This is a genomic window from Anaerocolumna aminovalerica (assembly GCF_900115365.1).
Taxonomy (GTDB): Bacteria; Bacillota; Clostridia; order Lachnospirales; family Lachnospiraceae; genus Anaerocolumna; species Anaerocolumna aminovalerica.
Window position 1 is genome coordinate 13,313 of record NZ_FOWD01000019.1, and the last position, 19,101, is coordinate 32,413.

Here is a 19,101-nt window from a genome sequence, read left to right on the forward strand (position 1 = left end):
CCGTGAAAGTTACTTTTTGGAGTAATGTGCGCGGTCAGGGAGGAAACACAAGTAATTTACTGGCCGTTGCAGTTATGAGTACCCTTTTGTATCAATACAAAATTATGGTAATCCAAACTCATTTTAATCTGAATAATTTGGAGACATCTTTGGTTTCTACTCTAAGGGGAGATCGGGAAATTTTTATGGACCTGGGCATTGATGCCCTGACCCGGTATATTAAATCTGCTCCTTTAGACAAAGAGGTAATTGAGAGCTGCTCTATTTCTCTGCTGAATAAACATTTGAATTTGCTTCCGGGTACACTTAAAGACAATCGTAAAATATACGAGAATGATATGAACAAGACCATTAAGGGTATTCTTCATGCTGCGTCAAAATACCATGACTTTGTTTTTATTGATACCAATTCAGGTATTAACGACTTATCGATGAAGATAATAAAGGATTCTGATTTAGTCGTAGTTTGTCTCAATCAAAATAAAACTATATTAGAAGATTACGCTAATATCAGCATATTCAGGGGTAAAAAAGTGTTCTATTTAATTGGAAATTATGATTATTATTCCCGCTATAATCTGTATAATTTGCGCAAATCTTTTTCGTGGCTAAAAAATAGCAATTCAGCGATCATACCATATAATACAGAATATATGGATGCCCAATCAGATGGGCAGGTAATTCAATTCATGCTAAAAAATATGGATTGCGATAAAGATGATAACAATGGTTACTTTATCAAACAAGTAAAACTTGCCGTCAATAAACTTATGAAATATTTAGAAATAGAAAGGCGGTAGCTAGTTGAGTTATTTTATGAATTTATTAATTATTATTGTAATTCTCATTATTCTGGTTATTTTCTTCTATCTTGCATTTAAGAAAGATAAGAATTCATCTAATCTAAATCGTCCCCAGGAATTAAGCATCCAGTATCTTATAGAAGGTGTTAGAGAAACATTTAATATAATTCTAAATACGGATGCTGCACAATGGAATCTGAATAAAACCGAAACCTTAAAAAGAGAGAAAAGAAGAGCAGCATTAAGAAAGGCCTTAAGAAACTGTAGTTATGGTGATATTGGTGCAAAAGAATACATCAAAGAATATATAAAGGATTTGATTCAGTTAAAGTATCAGGTAAATGAAAAGAACATCAATCAGATAATTCCTTTTCAAGAATATAACCTATTAACCCTTCAGGATAAATTCGATATTTTACTGTACAGTTATAAGAAAGAATATGGAATGGGTGCATTAGAAACATTTATAGAAAATTATAATCAGCACATCTCCGACAGGGATGAAAAGATAGGGTATGAAATGAGGGAAGAACATATTGAAAGAGCCTATATGAATGAGATAGGTACCTTAGGTTACATTGATAAGTTAGAGATTGTGACGCAGCGTATCTACCAATTGTATAAAGGACACGGGGCGATTGATGAAATCAGGGACATGGCGATTGACGGAGTCAGCGGAGGCGTATCCGGAATATCCAACATCTTTTATCACTTTTCAGAGGATATGTTCTCAGAAGAATTTGTTGTACCTCCTAATGCCTATGATGGGATATGGATTTTCTTTCAAGGTAAGACAGTTCATATGTCTTTCCTAAGCTTTGGAAGTCAGAAGGAACTGGAAAGAGTGTGCAAGAATATTTACCGCTATGATAATCCGGGACATCTTAGTGCAGCCAAAGGATATATTGTTAACGAAATGAAAGATGGTTCCAGAGTAATTGTAGTCAGGCCACCCTTTGCGGAAAACTGGGCATTTTTTGTAAGAAAGTTTGATAGTATTAAAAAAGTTAATATAGAAGCTCTAATTACAGATAAGGAAAGTCATATACCAATTGAAACTATGAAGTGGTTAATAAAGGGGTGTCAGGTAATGGCAATAACCGGTGAACAAGGCTGCGGGAAGACTACTCTACTGAAAACTTTGGTGGAATTTATAAACCCAATCTTTACTTTACGTATTCAAGAATTAATATTCGAATTAAATTTAAGAAAACTGTATCCTTACAGAAATATACTCTCCTTTAAAGAAACGGCTACGGTAAGCGGGCAAGATGCTCTGGATATTCAAAAGAAAACCGATGGTGCAGTTACTATTCTTGGAGAAGTTGCATCGGCACCGGTGGCCAGATGGCTGGTTCAGTTAAGTCAGGTTGCCAGTAAATTTACTTTATTTACCCATCATGCTAAAACCACAGAAGGATTGGTGATCTATTTGAGAAATGCTTTACTTCAGGAAGGAGGATTTACCAATGAAATTATAGCAGAAGAACAGGTTGTGGATACGGTGAAATTTGACATACATATGATAAAAACCCCGGAGGGCCACCGATGTATTGAAAGAATTACGGAGATACTACCCATAGCTGATGAAGATTTTGATTCTGATAATTTAAGAGAGAATATGTGTGAATATTATAAGAAAAAAAATCGAAAGCATAGGTTTCAAACAGTTGATATTGTAGTACTGGAAGGGGGTAAATACCGGTTAAAGAATAAGCCGAGTAAAAGAGTAATGAAAGCCATGTATTATAATTTAACGGAGAAAGAACAAGCAGAATGTAATAGTTTCTTTGCATCTTTTTAGTTCTTTTATAAAGCAGCAGAAGGCAACCTGTGAAAGGAGCATGGTTATATATGAGTAATATTCAAATGATTCAAGTTTTATTTGCTTTGCTGATGGTTTTTATTTTGTTGTTTTTTTATTTGTTATATATTGGAAGAAAGCAGATAATGGCGAGACAGGAGTATTCTATCTATAATATAGGAAGAAAACGGTGGAGTGGTTCCTTTTATTATAAAGTATACGATTTTTTTGTTCAAATGCCTATTACGAAAGGGTATTTTAATAAAGTTCAAAGGCAGTTTGAAATATTGATGCCCGATGATACAAAGCAGATAGAAATAAAGACTGCAAAAACCATTATGTTATCCTGGCTTATAGATGGAGCAGCTATATTTTTTATATTTTTTCGAAAACCAAGCTTGTATAACGCTATTCTTTCTATTACCTATTTGTATTTTATTAATAACCAAATTGTTTATCTTGCTTTGGATAAAAGTGATTTAAAACTATTAAAACAATTCGATAAGTTTTTTAGGAATGTAAGGCGCTATTATCAAGAACATGGAATGATAGATGAGGCAATTCATGAAACTTTGGAACATGCAGAGCATCCAATTAAGCTTCATATTTCAAAAATACATAAAATTCTTACTAATGAAGATATTGAAGAAGAGGCTGCTAAATATAAGGAGAATATACCTAATCGATTTATAAAAACTTTTCTGGCCTTAAGTGTAATTATAATGAAATATGGAGATAAAAAAGTAGATAATCAATCTTTGTTCATGACGAATCTAAAGTATTTGAGACAGGAAATAAATATAGAGATTGTGAACAGAGAAAAAATAAACTTTTTATTTTCCGGTTTAGTATTTATTGCCCTTATGCCAATTCTGTTTCTACAAGCAATACAGAATTGGGCTATATCCAGCTTTTCAGGCCTAAAGTACTTTTATTATGGTGCATTTGGCATTCTAACCATGGTTCTTATATTTATCATTACAATCATTTCTTATAAAACAATCACTCACCTGAAAGAAAATCTTAGAATAGAAGTAAAGAGTTATGTCATCATTGATTATTTTACCCAAGTGCCTATTGTTAAAAAACATTTAGAGAATATCTTAAATAAAAATTATGGGAAAACTTTGAGATTGCAGAAATTGCTTAATAGAGCAGGAGAATCCATTACCCCTATTCAGTTTCTCTTTAAACGTATTCTTTATAGCTTAATCACCTTCTTATGCTGTATTATCCTATCTTTTAGTATCCATAAAGGGAAAAGAAATCAACTTCTTACAGGTACGGACAATATTTCTTATATAAGTTCCATGTTATCAGAAAGACAGGCCAGAGATATGAAAGAAGCTGTGGTTATTTATACAGACCGTTTTAAGAATCAAACCGTTACCTTAGGGGAAGTTGAATATAGTTTATTAGAGGAAGGGGTACTAAAAAGTAAACAACTAGCCACCTTAACAGCGGAGGAAGTGTTTTATAGAATTAGAGCATACCAAGTGGAGCATTTCAAATGGTATGAATTGCTAATTGGGTTATTAATAGCAATTATCACTTATTACATTCCGTATTTTCAACTTATCCTACTTAAGAAAATGCGTCAGATGGTTATGGATGATGAAGTTATGCAGTTCCAAAGCATCATACTAATGATCATGTTTATAGATCAGATGTCAGTGGAAACCCTATTGGAATGGATGGAGAACTTTGCAAATGTATTTAAAAAATCCATACAAAGCTGCATTAACAATTTACAATCCGGAGAATTGGAAGCCTTGGAAGAGTTAAAGAAGCAAGAGCCCTTTGAGCCATTTGTAAATATAATTGAAAAACTCCAAATCTGCGACAAAATTGGAATTGAAAAAGCATTTAACGAAATTGGGATAGAACGTATTAATTACCAAGAAAAGAGAAAGCTTGAAAATGAAATATATACAAGTAATAAAACAAATTATGCAACTATAATGGCATGGATGCCTTTTATTACGACAATTGGACTGTATCTAATCATACCTTTCATGGTAGAAGGTTTTACCCAGCTGATCACATATTTGGATCAGATGAACAATACGTAATTTTGTGTAATCATTATGAAAAGTAGTTAACACAATTTCATAACTAGTAGGGATTACCCGAATTCGCCTTTGTTAAGTTGGTAGGTTACCAGGACGTTGAAGTAAGAAACAATGGGGTTTAGCCTAGGGTAGTTCACTTTTAAAAAATATACTTACAGAATTAAGGAGAATGATCATATGAGTAATGCATTAAAAGGATTGATTTTAGCAGCAGGTGTAATTATTACATGTGTAGTAATTGGATTGGGATTTTACATATCCAGAGAGGCCAATGCAGCAGCAACAAATGGGATAGGGCAAATCAGCCGAATGAACAAAGAGTTCAGCGAACAGGATAAGGTAATGTATGATGGATTGGATGTAACCGGCAGTGAAGTAATTAATGCAATCAATAAGTATAAAACAGAAGATATTGCTGTAGTTGTATCCACAAAAAAATCTACAATATATTATAACCGCAACTTGAATTATTCAACAAACGGTGAGATTGAAATTGGGGGAGTGAGTAATGCTTCAGTAAAGGATGCACAAACAATTACCAGTACCAATTACATTAATCAGAAAGTACAGTTTACAGGAACGATTCTAAGGGATAAAAACGATACCATTATCGGAATTTCCTTTGTCCAAAAGTAAAGTAGAATGATATGGAAAATATAAAAGAGCTAGTAGAAAAATCAGCAGCTATATTTATGTTTTGTATAGCAGGCACCTTATTATTAATTCAATATAAAGAACAGTACAAATTAATCTCAACAATAAGAGTGAACCTTAGTAAGCAGGGTGTTCTTTATGAGCAGCCAATATATAAAATACAAGACAATAAGGTATCTTATAAGGAAGTTATAGCAGCTTTGATTTGTGATCTTGAGTATGATGTACAAGTTAATAGGATCTATTTACAGAAAGATTCTTTTAATCCTATGGAATTCGACTTTTCAGTTGTACCAAATACTGATTATATAAAGACTTATGAAGTGGATTCATCTGGAAATATAACTAAAGTAACTTATAACAGTTTATAGAAACGGGCTTCTAAAAAGCCTAAGATAAAAGAGAGGTATAAATGAAATTAAAGGCAAATATACATAAGATTTTATCCATAATTCTAATATTATCTTTAATATTACCTGCCATGCCGGCTGTAAAAGTAGAAGCCGCTGATATTTTAGAGGGACCTGAAGCTGTTAGTGGAAGTGCTATTAAAGGAGTAACAGCTAAATCATTAGGTGGAGCGGTTGTTACTGGCGCTGAGGGTAAACAGTATACTTTGAATCATGAGTATATTAAACAGTTGAACATAAATACAGGAAATATAAGTATTAATGATACAAGCTATACACAGGTAAATGGTAATTCTGAAGCTTGGGATGCCAGTACAGATGCTTATGTAATAAAAGGACAAGGCGCCAGTACGAATACAATCAGCATCACTTCATCCAGTACACCAATTACTGTATACTTAGTTGACTTGATTTGGAGTGGCTATATAGAGATAAGAGGGAATGTAAATCTGATTATAGTTGGTGATGTGTCTGTTAACAATGAAGTAACAACAGTACAAGTTACGGGAGCAAACATAAATATTAGCGGGCTTGATGGATTTGATACCCTTAGTTGTAATGCTATATATAATACAAATAAAATAAAAACTGGTGGCTATACCTTTAATCAGGTATATATTAAAAACATAATTGTAAACACTCAAAATGGGTTGGGTATAGGTGGTAGTGGGAATGTAACTATTGAAGATAGTACAGTAAATGTTATAGGCGATACTGATATAAAAGATAATACAGTTAAAGATATTAATATATTTAATTCAAAAGCTTCAAAATTAAATATTCATTTTAATAATAATGTAATAAGTAATTTAAATATTGCAAATAGTAAAATTTATGATTTAGGATTAGTTTATCAACGGGGATCTGCATCTTATTTTAAGGATAAATATTTAAATATAAGTAACTCCTATGTAAATGGTATGACATTTAGGCTTGCAGAGGGAAATGACGGAGATATCCGAAAACTTGATGTTTGTTTAGAGAACTCTCATGTAGTTAATGTCAAGAGTATTGGTGCTTATTTTGGTGGGGCAAAAGGTATGTATATGGCTAGATTTACTGCAACCAATAGTACATTTATTGCACCATTAAATAAAGAGTCATATGCGCTAAGTTTTACTTCAACAGTTAATTATATTAATCACAGCAGCGTTGGTAATATACATGGGAACTATAACATAGGAGGCACACCGGTTGACAATAATACCAGTGACATTTATTTGAAGAAGATAAGATTTAGAAACTTTGTAAATACCTATATATTAACTACATTTGAAGACGGTACAGTTTCTAAATTACTTACGGATGATAATGGGTATTTATATTTATATGTTCCTTATGGAAGTACAAAGTTATCATTTCAGGTAACAGATGAGACAGGTTCTGCTAATTATGGTAATTATGAAGTTGAGTATGATTCAGTTAGTGGAGATGATACTGTTAACTCTTATGAACCAGTAGCTACAAAAGAGCCAACAGATATAGCTACACCCTATACTGATTCAGAAATTCAGTATTCTTATGACAAAAGTAATTGGAACAATGCAACTACAGATGCTGCAGGCTACTTTAAGGCAGTTATTCCAGATGATGCAAACACTATTTATATTAAGTTATTAGACAAGACTAAATATGCCGTAATAATTGATGGAGTAGTAGGATCATTTTATGATGAGGATCCTATTATAACAGATCAAAGTAATTGGGAACTTATTTTTGTAAAGGGTAAGCAGGGAACAATCTACGTTACTGCAAAACCTTTTACACAGGGAAATTCCTTAAACCACCAATGGTACAAAAATGGAGAAATACTTACCGGGAAAACCTCACCGGTATTAAATATACCAATGGTACAGGATTCAGATGCCGGTACCTATACCTGTATCATTGCAGAAAAAGACGGTAATTCTATTATGTCAAATCCGATTACTGTAACAGTTGAATCCGGACAGTTGGAAAAGGAAAAAGAGTTAGCGATTCTTTCTCAATCTGCTGGAAAAATATTAATAAAAGGATATTCTACAGAACTATATGTAAATGCAAGAGCATCCTTAAGCACAAGGGAATTAACCTTTAAATGGTATAAAGATGGAGCAGAACTCATTGGAGAAACGCAAAGCAGAGTAGTTTTAAATTCAGTAGATTTAGATGATTCAGGATCTTACATATGCCGGGTATATGAAGGTACAGCTTATATTGATTCAGATCCAATTATGGTTATGGTAGAAAACAATCCACTGGAAGATGATATTACAAACCTGAATAATCTGGTGAATGATTTAACCAGGCAGGTGAGAGTACTAACAGAGCAATTAAATACTGCAAATGGAGATAAAATAGAATTACAAAATACTATTGACGGATTATATAACCAAATAACAAATTATCAAAATCAAATTACGGAGTTACAGAGTAATATTATTGATTTAGAACAAGAACTTAAACAGGCTAATGGGAACAATGAAATCTTGATTCTGACTATTCAAGAGCTGAATAATCAGATTAACCTCTTAAACCAACAGATTGTATCCTTGCAATCAGACTTAGAGGATGCCAATTCAGAAAAGTCTGTTCTACAAATTACCATTATAGATTTAAACTACGAAATTATTAATTTAAATAGTCAGGTCAGTCTTTTGGAAGAAAAACTTTCAGCCTGCCAGGAAGAAAATACACAGTTGCTAATTCAAATAACTGATCTCCAGAATACCATATTTGGCTTGGAAAATAATATTACAGATCTTGAAAAGGGAATAGAAGCTTTGAATGACAGTAATAGAGTCTTACAGGAACAACTTGATATAGCCAAGAATTCTATAACAACATTAAATTCATTCTTGTTCTTAATCAAAAGTGAATTAGGAGTGGTTGATGATGATGAAATTATTCCGGCTATAAAGCAGTTAAAAGCTCAGTTACTACAGGAAGAAGGCAATAATATTTTACTCCGGCAGCAGGTGAAGGAATTAGATAAAGAGCTTATTACGGCAAGAGAGAATAATTCAGTTCTGGTTGAAAAATTGCAGGAATTAGTGAAGTTAGTTGGTTCAAAGGATGAAGATGGAATAAAAGAGAAAATTAATGAGTTACAGGTTACGCTTTTAGAGTCGGAAGTAACAATAACTAAACTACAAAAAGAGAAGAATGATCTACTTACCAGACTTCATGAAACGGAGAACCTAAATAAGGAATTACAGCAAAGAATTGATGAATTGTTAATAATATCTGGTGAAGATGGGGCAGAATTAAAAAAACAGATTCTGGATATAACCAGTCAGATCAATAAGATGATGGAAAGTAATAATAACCTACAAAACTCTATAAAAAATTTAAATTCCAAGATTTCCGAGTTGAACGCTGAAAAGTCTACCTTAGAGAGTAAAATTGTAAGATTAGAAACTCTTTTAGACACTGCCAACAGTACCATAGATGAACTAAGAGAGCAGCTGGCGGATCTGGCCGCCGGTAAGACAATCCTGGAAAATGAGAACACTGCATTAAAAAAAGAAATTGAGAGACTGAAACAGTTGTTAGCAAACAATAGTAGTTCAGGAGGCAATAGCAATTCAGGAAGCGGAAGCAATTCAGGAGGCAGCAGCAATTCAGGAAGCAATTCAGAAGGAAGCAGTAATTCAGGAAGTGGAATCTCAAGAAGCGAAAGCAGTTGTGTTAATTCAAGCAGCTCAAAAAAAGAAAAGGAATTGCAGAATAAGTTGGATGAAGCTTTTAAGGAACTGGAAAATGTGAAGAACGAATTGGAAGATTTAAAAAAAATAAAAGATGATGCCGCTGCAGAAAAAGGCTCAGATGAAACAAGTTCCGGAAAAACAGGTATTAAGATTCCTGAAAATGCCGTAATAGTATTACCCAAAGAAGAGGTAAAGGAACCTGTAATAAAAGAATACGCAGATAACCTTATTGCCCAAGATAAAATAGTTGCCCAAGAAGGCTGGGAGATAGCCCCTGCCTTGGAAGATGAATGGACGAAGGAAATTAATCTTATTCAGGTCATAGGAACCTCCAACACAGAAAATGACATTATTGACTTTAACTTTTATGCACGTAAAGAAGAGAAACCGGAGCAGGTTTATAATTACTCAGTAATGGCAAAGAAACCTTCAGCCATTCCTAATTTTACAATGGAGAAAGTAATATATTTAGGAAACAATTTTAAACTAAATGTAACGAATGTTACAGAAAATACAAAGGTCGTATATAAAACATTAGATGATAGCATAGCTGCGGTTAACAGCAAGGGTATTATTACACCTAAAAAATCCGGTAGAACAACAATTATTGGTACAGTATATAAGAAAGGTGTTCCATATCGATTTACCATTAAGGTAACAGTAAAAGACCAAGAAAGAGTAACTTCCAATCTAAAAGAACAAACAATTCAAACAGCCTCTTCCGAACCAGTGCTGGTAGTTTATAAATTAGTCTATAAGGATAGTACTATCAAGGTAAATATAAATGGATATGCAGATGAAGCAGTTATATCTTACATTAGTTCTGATTCAACAATTGCCACAGTAAACCAAGAGGGTATGATTACAGGAATTAAAAAAGGAAAGGCAACGATTACTGCAACTATTGTGCAAAACAATAAAATATATAATTATATTTTAATTGTTAGAGTAGATGACGGAACCGCTGATACAACTGTAAGTGACTATCTTATTTTATAAAAGCAAGACTTTACCTATCCTTATGAACATAGGGATAGGTAATATTGAAAAGAGGGAAAACATGAATGCATTTAGTAAGATAATAGCAATTATAATAACTGTTATTCTCTTGTTCCTAACTCCTGTGTTATATATGGCTCAAAAGCAGGATATTATCAGCCAAAGTTATGTTTCTAATGAAACAACAAAGTTTATTGACAGCATCAAAAATAGTGGGTACATAAGCCCGGAGATATATATGGATTTCGTGAAGAAAATAGACGCTACGAATAACCTGTATAATATAGAAATAGTACATTCACATAAGGTGGTAGAGCCTCTATATGATGAAAATACAGGTACTTTCCTGGAAGACTATGATACATACTATTATAATACCTATCAAGATGAAATATTAGAAGTATTTGATCAAGGAAAAGACTATGAATTCTTTCAAGGGGATTATATATCCATTATTGTTAAGAATCGTACCAAGACAATAGCCACCAGGCTGATGGAACTTTTCTATTCATCTGATATTCCTGATGAACAGATATTAATTACATATGGAGGAGTGATCCGTGATGAAATGGACTAATCTTGCAATAGTTTTCTTCCTCTTAGAAATTTCTTTATTTATCATTCTGGATATGAGAGTTTTCAATCTAACGGCGGTTGTAAATCAGAAAGTGGAATATAACAAAGCATTGGATAGTGCAATTGATGATAGTGTAATAAATTTGGTAGAAGTGGACAGGCAAAGAAAACTGGTACTAAATAAAGAAAAAGCAGTAGAACAATTCTATCAATCTTTGTATGCTAATTTCGGAGCCATGGGAAATCCCAGCCTGGAGAAAACATTGAAAGGATATGTACCTGTTATCCTTGTAACAGATAAGGAGGGATTTTATCTTTTTTATTTTGACTCTTATCAATCAGGAAAAGAAACTTATCTCACACAACGTTGGAGTGAAAAACAACCTTATGCATATGAAATAAGTAACTATATTATTAATTTTACTTTAGATACCTATCTTACTGTATATGATAAAAATACCCATCAGCTATATGAGGGAGAATATAAAGATCTAGAGGGCCTGTTTCAAGATACCTTTTTAGCAGAAGAAGAAACCTTCCACATAGTTAGAAGAAATACCATTATTTCATCTATTGAAGAAAAAATGGACAAATATATTAATAACTATAATAACATAGCCAAGCAATTTGGAATCACCTATCAATTTTGGCTGCCGGAGATAGATAAAACGGATTGGTATAGAACCATAGACGACATTAGCATGTTGGTATTGTTTCAAGGATATCCCTATCATTTTGCCGGCACAGATACCTATAACCGTTATGCTATAGGTGGAGCCAGAATAAAAAAGTCTAGAGTTTACTATATAACAGAGGAGGATGGAAGGAAGCTTTATCACAGATCTGATTGTGCTCATATAAGTAATAGCGCTAATACAACAGCTTATTTTACTTGTGAAGAATGTGCATTTGAAGGGGCATATCCTTGCGCAGCAATACTTAACAGGAATGAATACGGTGGAAGAATCCCATAGAATGTTTTTATTATCAGTAAGGTTTACAAATGTATTCATGTAAAAGAATCCTAGATTTTGGATAATATAAATGTTATAATATGGATATATTTTTTGAAGGGAGATAAATAAAATGAAGAACAAAGGGATGAAACTATTATTAATTCTAATTATTTTAACAACCACTTTATTAAGTCCATTTAAGGTAAAAGCTGAAACAAATTATGTAAAAATAGAGACTTTCATAAGACAATTGGTACAAGCTATGAAGTTAGATGTAGATTCTACCGTCAAAGAGCCATATATTGACGCAGCACTAAAAGCAGGTATATTAAAATCAGATCAATTTACTGACTATGAAGGATATATTACTACTACGGATGCAGCTGTTCTTCTTAATAGAGCAGATGAATATCTAAATAAAAGCTCATTAGATGAAAAACTTTACAAAGCGGTTTTAGAAAACCGTATTTCTGACATTAAACAGATTCCCAAAGAGAAAAGAGGGGATGTTGCCAAAGTTGTTGCGAAAGGCATTATTAAGGGATATAGCAACGGTAAATACATACAGAACAGATCCTTTAAGGGGAATGAATACTTTACAAAAACAGATGCAAAGGTAACATTAATCCGGCTAATGAATCCATCTAAAAGGGCAAAGCTTAGTCCGGATGGCCGATTAATAAGAACTACTAATCTTCCTAAAAATGCAAAAGATTATGAATATATCCTGGAGAGTTTTCCAAATTCTTTTTATGAAAAGAAGTTTAGTTACCAACGTAAAAAATATTATTACGAACCCAAGGAACTAGTAGATTATGCTAGCCCTGTTAAAGTGGTTGGAACAATGCGTAGTTTGACGGTTGTAGATGGAAAGATGATTTATTTAAATGATTGGACTGATAAGGTAAGATTAAATCTTTCCACACGTTTGAATGTGGATTATAGGACTATTGATAATACTTGGTTAAATAATCTTAGCAGTACTTATTACCTTTTTGAAAAGGCTGATTTGGATAAACCATTATTCGATGACATCAAGGAATATATTGCCTTTGTTAAAAAGAACAAAGTGAAAATTGAGAGCGAAATAATTGCTGTGGAACCATCAACGTTATATTATTCAGACTATTATTACATGAGGGTTTACGCAAAGTTTAAAGTTACTTCACCTAATTTTGATAAAGTCAAAAAGGATATCATATTTTATAATTATGTATCTGATACCAAACCACTAGTAGAAGGTAAATGGATGGAGTGCGTTTTTGATGTTAGAATAGCTACTAGAAATGGTAGCAGTAATGGTAGGGATTACGCAGTCCGAGCAGAGAATATAGTCGTATACGCAGATTAAGAGGGATAATATGAATAAAAGAAATTTGTTTACTAGAATATTTACTTTACTATGCATTGTAATAATGGTACTGCCAAGTAATAAAATTATGGCAGTAGAAAGTAAACCACCGGTTGAAATTGTAGATGGCATGTTTAAGTTCACTACCACGGATACAAAAGCCACAACATCTATCACATGGAAAACGGTTGGGTTTAATATTTGTAGAGTTAAAACAGCAGATCCCCTAAGCGTACCACATGCACGGATGATGTTAGACGATAAATATAAAAATGAAGAGCCAACAGGTGATGGTAAAATAGAGGTTACTTTTACTATACCCAAAGAACTTGTTAATCAGGCTTTAGAAAAATTTGATTACGATCCAATAAAAGAAAAAGATTTGCTATACTTTAATGGAATCATTCAGGTATATCATGGAACTAAACCTGTAGGGGAAGAGCATGAAACAAGGTTTTCCATTGAAGCTGCAGAAGATTGGAAAAATACTGATGATTTTGCTGATAGATTTAATGTACCTGTAGAATTCGATCCAGATCCAACGCCGCAACCAGTTAAAATAGAACGTTTACTATATCGTAGCGATGGTAACCATATATCTTATGATACAAAAGATTATGAGGCACGACCGGAACGTACTCTATTTTCAACAAATTATTCCGGTGGTTTAGATAGTAATGGGAGAGAAACAGCAACAATTGATGGTAAGATTGAATACAATGGTGAAACTCATTATCTCTATCGTGTTTACTATCATAATATGGGAGACGCTCCACCACGAAAAGTACTTGGTAACCGAAAGGCTGCCATTAATCCAAATTTTGATTATAATGGCTGGGTATCGGAACTGTCCTATGTTAGGAATAGAGAATTCTTAGTTAGAGCCGGTGGACTTAAAGTAGTTGCCATGTACAGGCGAATGCCTAAAGAAAATCCAGATCCCGGAGGTACAGATACCAAAATAAAACAATACGAAGTTGTTGATCCTACAGCGGTAATAGCTGCTGATAGCAGGAGAAATGAACAATATGAAGTAACGGATGGTATACCGGGAACAGAATCCGTGTATGTGAATGCCTTTACAAGTAAGTACATAGCAGGTTCCACATTTATAAGAAAATACGGAAAAAAGACTTACAATGTAAGTGTTAAAAAGACCTACACTTTAACATGGACAGAGACTGATACAAAGACAAAGGAACCAATTCCGAAAGAATCAGTACGAACAGTAACTTATCAATACCCGGTGCAAAGGGAATATTCCTATTGGATAATATCAGCTCTTGGTGTATATGGGATTAATAATGCTGTAATTGAAAATACTGCATTACCGGGAGGAAGTGTAACTCTAACCCCAAGTGGTTATAGTCCTCCTACAGTATCCTATAATCATAGTGGAAGTGAATCTGACCATATAGTAGAACCTAATATAAAGGTTGTTACGGTACCGTCTCAAACAATATCCGGTGACAGTGTAGAGCCTTCCATTCCTTCAGAGAATTTTAAGGCAGAGGCAGAGAAAAGCGTAGATAAAATCAAATGTAAAAATGACAGTTTGGTATTTAATGGTGAAACTATCATGTCTCCTTCAGTAAAAGAGGAAAAGACAGATGAACCCAAAGACATACCTTCTGGATTAGAGCATGTCGGAGAGAATGTTTTGTTTAAATCTAATATTGTAATACCGGGTACAAAAGCCAACGGTGATTATTATTCTTCGGCTACAGTAACCTATAAACCGATTACAGAATTGAACCCGGATGAAGTAGAAACTACATACGAGGTAGATTACGTAAACAATGTTGTTGTACATACCCCTACTGTATGTGATGCTCAAATAGAAGATAAGTATAAAGACAATCAGATGATAAATCCGGACAGAGTAAGGGCATCTTTAGTCCTAGACAGACCCTTTTATGTTACTTTACCAACAACCGGCTCACATAGATTTATAAAAGGCTATCAGTATAGAGACTATGGAAAGTATATAGCAGATAGAGAAGTAAAGTTTCCATTTGACGTGTACCGTGGTTCTTCTGTTAATGGAACCTTTGTTCCGAAAAACACCTGGACAGGTGTCGGAGAAAACACACTATTTTATTTACCTACCTGGGTAACAGAAGGAAAATATACCATAGACTTTAGAAGTACTGCTATTAATGCTTATACCAATTCCGGAACGAATAAAACGGAAACACTGGCCAATCTACAATTAAATAATTATTTGGCAACCGATACTGTAGATGTGGAAGTGTCAGGAAGAATCTATGGTTTATATCTCTATGACATATCGGATTATCCAATATGGGAAAATGTATTTCGCTCTACCGGTTCATTAAAGCTTAGTGGTTTTAAATATAGGGTAGGTGATAAGGATCAAAATGGTAACAGTAATGGTCAAAATAAAAAATATACTCTGACTTTAGTAAATGGATCGCATCCGGAGATTAAAAATCTTGGAGTTATAAAGACCGGATATGCAACCAGGTTTTCACTTAAAACAGTAGGAACCATGTACGGTAAGAATGATTATATCCGTATTAAACCAACTTTCTATTATGTAGATGGCAAGGGTAAAAACAGGCAGGAAGTAGATATTTACTATACTGAAACCTTTAATGGCAAAAAGAATGTAATGGTTAAAACAGGAAGCACTTTGGATTTAAAAAACAATAAATCATTATATACCGGTGATAAATATCTTTCTATTCCGGAACAAGAATTAAAGCAAACAGCTTATTTTGAAGGAATATCACTAAAGAAATGGAAAGCTCAAAAAGAAAATCTGTTTACTTATAAAAATATTACGATTCCTCCAAGTCTTAGAACCTTTGTAGGGTATGTAAAAAGTCTTCCTTCTACAGTAACAGAAGAAATGGTGGCAAAAAGTGTCCAAAACTGGTATGGGGAATATTATTTACCTAGTGAAGTTTATATTGTACCAAAAGGCTTTGACATTTTGGAGCATATTAAAAAAAATGGGCCTATTACCTATAAGGAGGATTTTTGGTTAAAGAATGGGTATGTTATTGTTAATTTCGATATTGAAACCATACAGAAGGGGAAGAAACACTTAAGCTACATCAATGCTGATAACGCAGCTCAGGGTTACTGTAATATGTGGAAAAAAGAAGGTTATCAGTATGAAAAGAAAGATTATAAAGGCAACCTATTTCAATTTTCAGATGGCGATTATATTATGTATTATACAAATAAATCTGCGGCAAAAGATTATATATCTTCAGGAACACATTGATTCAACCAATCTAAGTTTGTCCCTTTTTCAATTACACTCCCCAATATAAAATCATATTCAACAATAGTAAAAATATTCCTTAAGTTACTCTTAATCTTTGGTGACGAAATACTTAAGATTGAGAATAAATGTAAAAACTACTTCCAAATTTGCCAAATATTTGCTATAATTAACATAAGCAATCAGATACTGGGTGATTTTCTCTCCTTAAAAGGGGTGATGGTTTATGACGACATATGAAGAGTTAATGCTAATCATTAGTTTAACCGGACTTATATTTGTTATATTAAACTATAAGGACAAAGGAATACGAAAGCAAAAAAGATAATCATTTCACCGAAGAAGTTGTGATTACTTTTTAATTTCCTACACTTGATAACTAATTCCCCAGTACTGATTGCTTATCAGATTATAGCATGTAATACATCTTATGTCATTCTAATATAAATGTGAATGCTTTGTAAAGGAAATATTAAAATGTAAGCTGCCTTATCTTATCTTTTTTAATGAAATTGTAATATAAAATAACTCTAAATTAATTATATAGTGTATAAGGCCGGAATATACTATATAATTAATTTAGAGTTGTGATTATTTTAAAATTAATATAAAAACTGCTGGAAAGGTGCATTTATATTTTTAACAGTTGTAAGAATCTGTTAAAAATATACATATTGCTATTAGTTTACATATTGCTATTAGTTTTATAAGAATAATATTATTATTTTATTATATTATTGTTTTATTATATTATTGTTTTATTATAAATACAGTTTCTCATAGAATTTCTTCTTCATCAGCTTCATTTTCCGCAGTGATCAGAACATGTATTTTATCAATGCGGTTCTTTTCCAGAGACTGTATTGTATATACTACATTCTGGTCTGTTATGGTTTCACCAACCTCAGGCAGGTGATCTAACAGGAATATTATATGACCAGCAATAGAATCATAATCGTCGGACTCTATATCTAAGTGAAAAGCCTCGTTTATATCATCTAATTTGGTATTACCATCTACAATATACTCGTTTTCACCGATACATTTTATACAATCTTCTTCATCAAAATCGTATTCATCACGAATCTCTCCAACGATTTCTTCCAGTAAATCTTCCAGGGTAATAAGCCCTGCTGTGGATCCATATTCATCCAGCACAATGGCCATTGGAATGGAATCTTTACGCATCTCAAGGAATAATTCGGAGGTTTTCTTATACTCATAAGTATAGTAAGGCTCCCGCATAATATTTTGAATTGAGAAATTTTCTTTCTTACCGGAAAAGAAGAACAAGTCCTTTATGTTAATAATTCCAATGATATTATCAATGGTTTCATCATATACAGGCATTCTTGTGTATTTATCAACGGAATAAAGTTCAACCACTTCATCATAAGTTAAAGAGTCTTCCACTAACACCATGTCAATTCTTGGAACCATAACATCTTTTGCAAGAGAATCCCCGAAATCCACTACATTATTAATCATTCTTCGTTCTTCGCTTTCAATAACCCCTTCTTCATGGCTTACGTCAACAATGGATCTTAGTTCATCCTCTGTGATGGTTGACACTTTTTCGCCTGGATTAATATGAATTAACAGAAGAATTCCTTGGGATATTTTATTCATAACAAATATCAAAGGAGTTAATAATTTGATTAAGAAATTAATTACTTTTACGTAGCGAAAGGATAACTTCTCCGAATGTATGGTTGCTATAGATTTTGGTATCACTTCACAAAATATTAATATAAATAAAACCAGAATGCCGATTACTATAACGGCACCTACACTGTGAAAACGATTTACGGCGAATGCAGTGGCAATTGAAACGGCAGACAAATTGACAAGTGTGTTGCCAATTACTATTGCACTTAACATCTTTGACGGATTCTCAATCAGCTTATTAATAAGTTTAGCCTTTCTGTTATTTTCTTCTGCCAGGCTCCGAATTCTTAATTTATTTACCGTGGTAAATGCTGTTTCTGCTGATGAGAAAAAAGCGGATAGTAGCAATAGAATACCAATTATAATCAGTTGCGTGACTTCACTCGAGTCCAAAGTATCATCTCCTAATTCTTAATGGATGGCAATATAACAATCTATGATAGTAAAAACCAATCAAGTTCAGTGTTAACATCATGAATACCCTCTATGTTCATGATATATAATTATGAAATATTAATATATAATGTTAAAAACAAATTGACTTTCATCCCAGTCATGTTACAATGTGTATATGTGTAAAACTATACAAGTAACTGTTAGATTGCCACTTAGTTAAAAGTATTTCATGTAATATTATAATACAAGTATTATAATATTACATGAAATACTTGGAAATGTCAAGGAATAAGGATAGGATGAAGGGAATAGCCTATAAAATATTATGAATAAACATGGAATTTCCGTCATTTGACTATTGAAAATATTGGTGATTGAGAGTAAAATAGAAAACAGAGTTAAAAAAATGACGAAAAATATCCTTTTTTATTGGAATTATTATTGTACATTTTACATTGGCTTAAATT

General features: G+C 32.9%; 11 protein-coding genes. 10 read left to right on the forward strand and 1 reads right to left on the reverse strand.

Annotation, left to right across the window (positions count from 1 at the left end; genetic code table 11):
• Positions 1-2: 2 nt before the first annotated feature.
• From BM183_RS11610 to BM183_RS11655, 10 genes are all read left to right on the forward strand, one after another.
• Positions 3-800 (forward strand): hypothetical protein, encoded by a 798-nt coding sequence (locus BM183_RS11610; protein WP_091687050.1) that lies wholly within the window; start codon positions 3-5, stop codon positions 798-800.
• A gap of 16 nt (positions 801-816) precedes the next feature.
• Positions 817-2,607 carry an ATPase, T2SS/T4P/T4SS family gene (locus BM183_RS11615; protein ID WP_139221521.1) on the forward strand — a complete coding sequence of 597 codons (1,791 nt, stop codon included), beginning with the start codon at positions 817-819 and terminating at the stop codon, positions 2,605-2,607.
• A gap of 50 nt (positions 2,608-2,657) precedes the next feature.
• Positions 2,658-4,679: a hypothetical protein gene (locus BM183_RS11620; RefSeq protein ID WP_091687052.1), complete on the forward strand. Its 2,022-nt coding sequence runs from the start codon at positions 2,658-2,660 to the stop codon at positions 4,677-4,679.
• A gap of 177 nt (positions 4,680-4,856) precedes the next feature.
• Positions 4,857-5,315, forward strand: coding sequence for a hypothetical protein (locus BM183_RS11625; RefSeq protein ID WP_091687053.1), 459 nt, complete (start codon positions 4,857-4,859; stop codon positions 5,313-5,315).
• A gap of 11 nt (positions 5,316-5,326) precedes the next feature.
• Positions 5,327-5,704 carry a hypothetical protein gene (locus tag BM183_RS11630; RefSeq protein WP_091687054.1) on the forward strand — a complete coding sequence of 126 codons (378 nt, stop codon included), beginning with the start codon at positions 5,327-5,329 and terminating at the stop codon, positions 5,702-5,704.
• 41 nt (positions 5,705-5,745) lie between these two features.
• Entirely contained in the window at positions 5,746-10,431 is a 4,686-nt protein-coding gene (locus BM183_RS11635) for an Ig-like domain-containing protein (protein ID WP_091687055.1), read from the forward strand.
• Positions 10,432-10,492: 61 nt separating this feature from the next.
• Positions 10,493-11,008 carry a hypothetical protein gene (locus BM183_RS11640; protein ID WP_091687056.1) on the forward strand — a complete coding sequence of 172 codons (516 nt, stop codon included), beginning with the start codon at positions 10,493-10,495 and terminating at the stop codon, positions 11,006-11,008.
• Positions 10,995-11,981: a hypothetical protein gene (locus tag BM183_RS11645; protein ID WP_091687057.1), complete on the forward strand. Its 987-nt coding sequence runs from the start codon at positions 10,995-10,997 to the stop codon at positions 11,979-11,981. The genes BM183_RS11640 and BM183_RS11645 overlap by 14 nt, the downstream gene beginning before the upstream one ends.
• 112 nt (positions 11,982-12,093) lie before the next feature.
• On the forward strand, positions 12,094-13,314 hold the full coding sequence (locus BM183_RS11650; protein WP_091687058.1) for an S-layer homology domain-containing protein: 1,221 nt from the start codon (positions 12,094-12,096) through the stop codon (positions 13,312-13,314).
• A 10-nt stretch (positions 13,315-13,324) separates the two neighbouring features.
• Positions 13,325-16,570: a DUF5704 domain-containing protein gene (locus BM183_RS11655; RefSeq protein ID WP_091687059.1), complete on the forward strand. Its 3,246-nt coding sequence runs from the start codon at positions 13,325-13,327 to the stop codon at positions 16,568-16,570.
• Between the two features lie 777 nt (positions 16,571-17,347).
• Here the strand turns inward: BM183_RS11655 and BM183_RS11660 are convergent.
• Entirely contained in the window at positions 17,348-18,631 is a 1,284-nt protein-coding gene (locus tag BM183_RS11660; RefSeq protein ID WP_091687060.1) for a hemolysin family protein, read from the reverse strand.
• Positions 18,632-19,101 lie beyond the last annotated feature (470 nt).

Coding starts and splice junctions, on each gene's coding strand:
- BM183_RS11615 (WP_139221521.1), top strand. CDS start 817: ATGAATTTATTAATTATTATTGTAATTCTCATTATTCTGGTTATTTTC.
- BM183_RS11620 (WP_091687052.1), top strand. CDS start 2,658: ATGAGTAATATTCAAATGATTCAAGTTTTATTTGCTTTGCTGATGGTT.
- BM183_RS11625 (WP_091687053.1), top strand. CDS start 4,857: ATGAGTAATGCATTAAAAGGATTGATTTTAGCAGCAGGTGTAATTATT.
- BM183_RS11630 (WP_091687054.1), top strand. CDS start 5,327: ATGGAAAATATAAAAGAGCTAGTAGAAAAATCAGCAGCTATATTTATG.
- BM183_RS11635 (WP_091687055.1), top strand. CDS start 5,746: ATGAAATTAAAGGCAAATATACATAAGATTTTATCCATAATTCTAATA.
- BM183_RS11640 (WP_091687056.1), top strand. CDS start 10,493: ATGAATGCATTTAGTAAGATAATAGCAATTATAATAACTGTTATTCTC.
- BM183_RS11645 (WP_091687057.1), top strand. CDS start 10,995: ATGAAATGGACTAATCTTGCAATAGTTTTCTTCCTCTTAGAAATTTCT.
- BM183_RS11650 (WP_091687058.1), top strand. CDS start 12,094: ATGAAGAACAAAGGGATGAAACTATTATTAATTCTAATTATTTTAACA.
- BM183_RS11655 (WP_091687059.1), top strand. CDS start 13,325: ATGAATAAAAGAAATTTGTTTACTAGAATATTTACTTTACTATGCATT.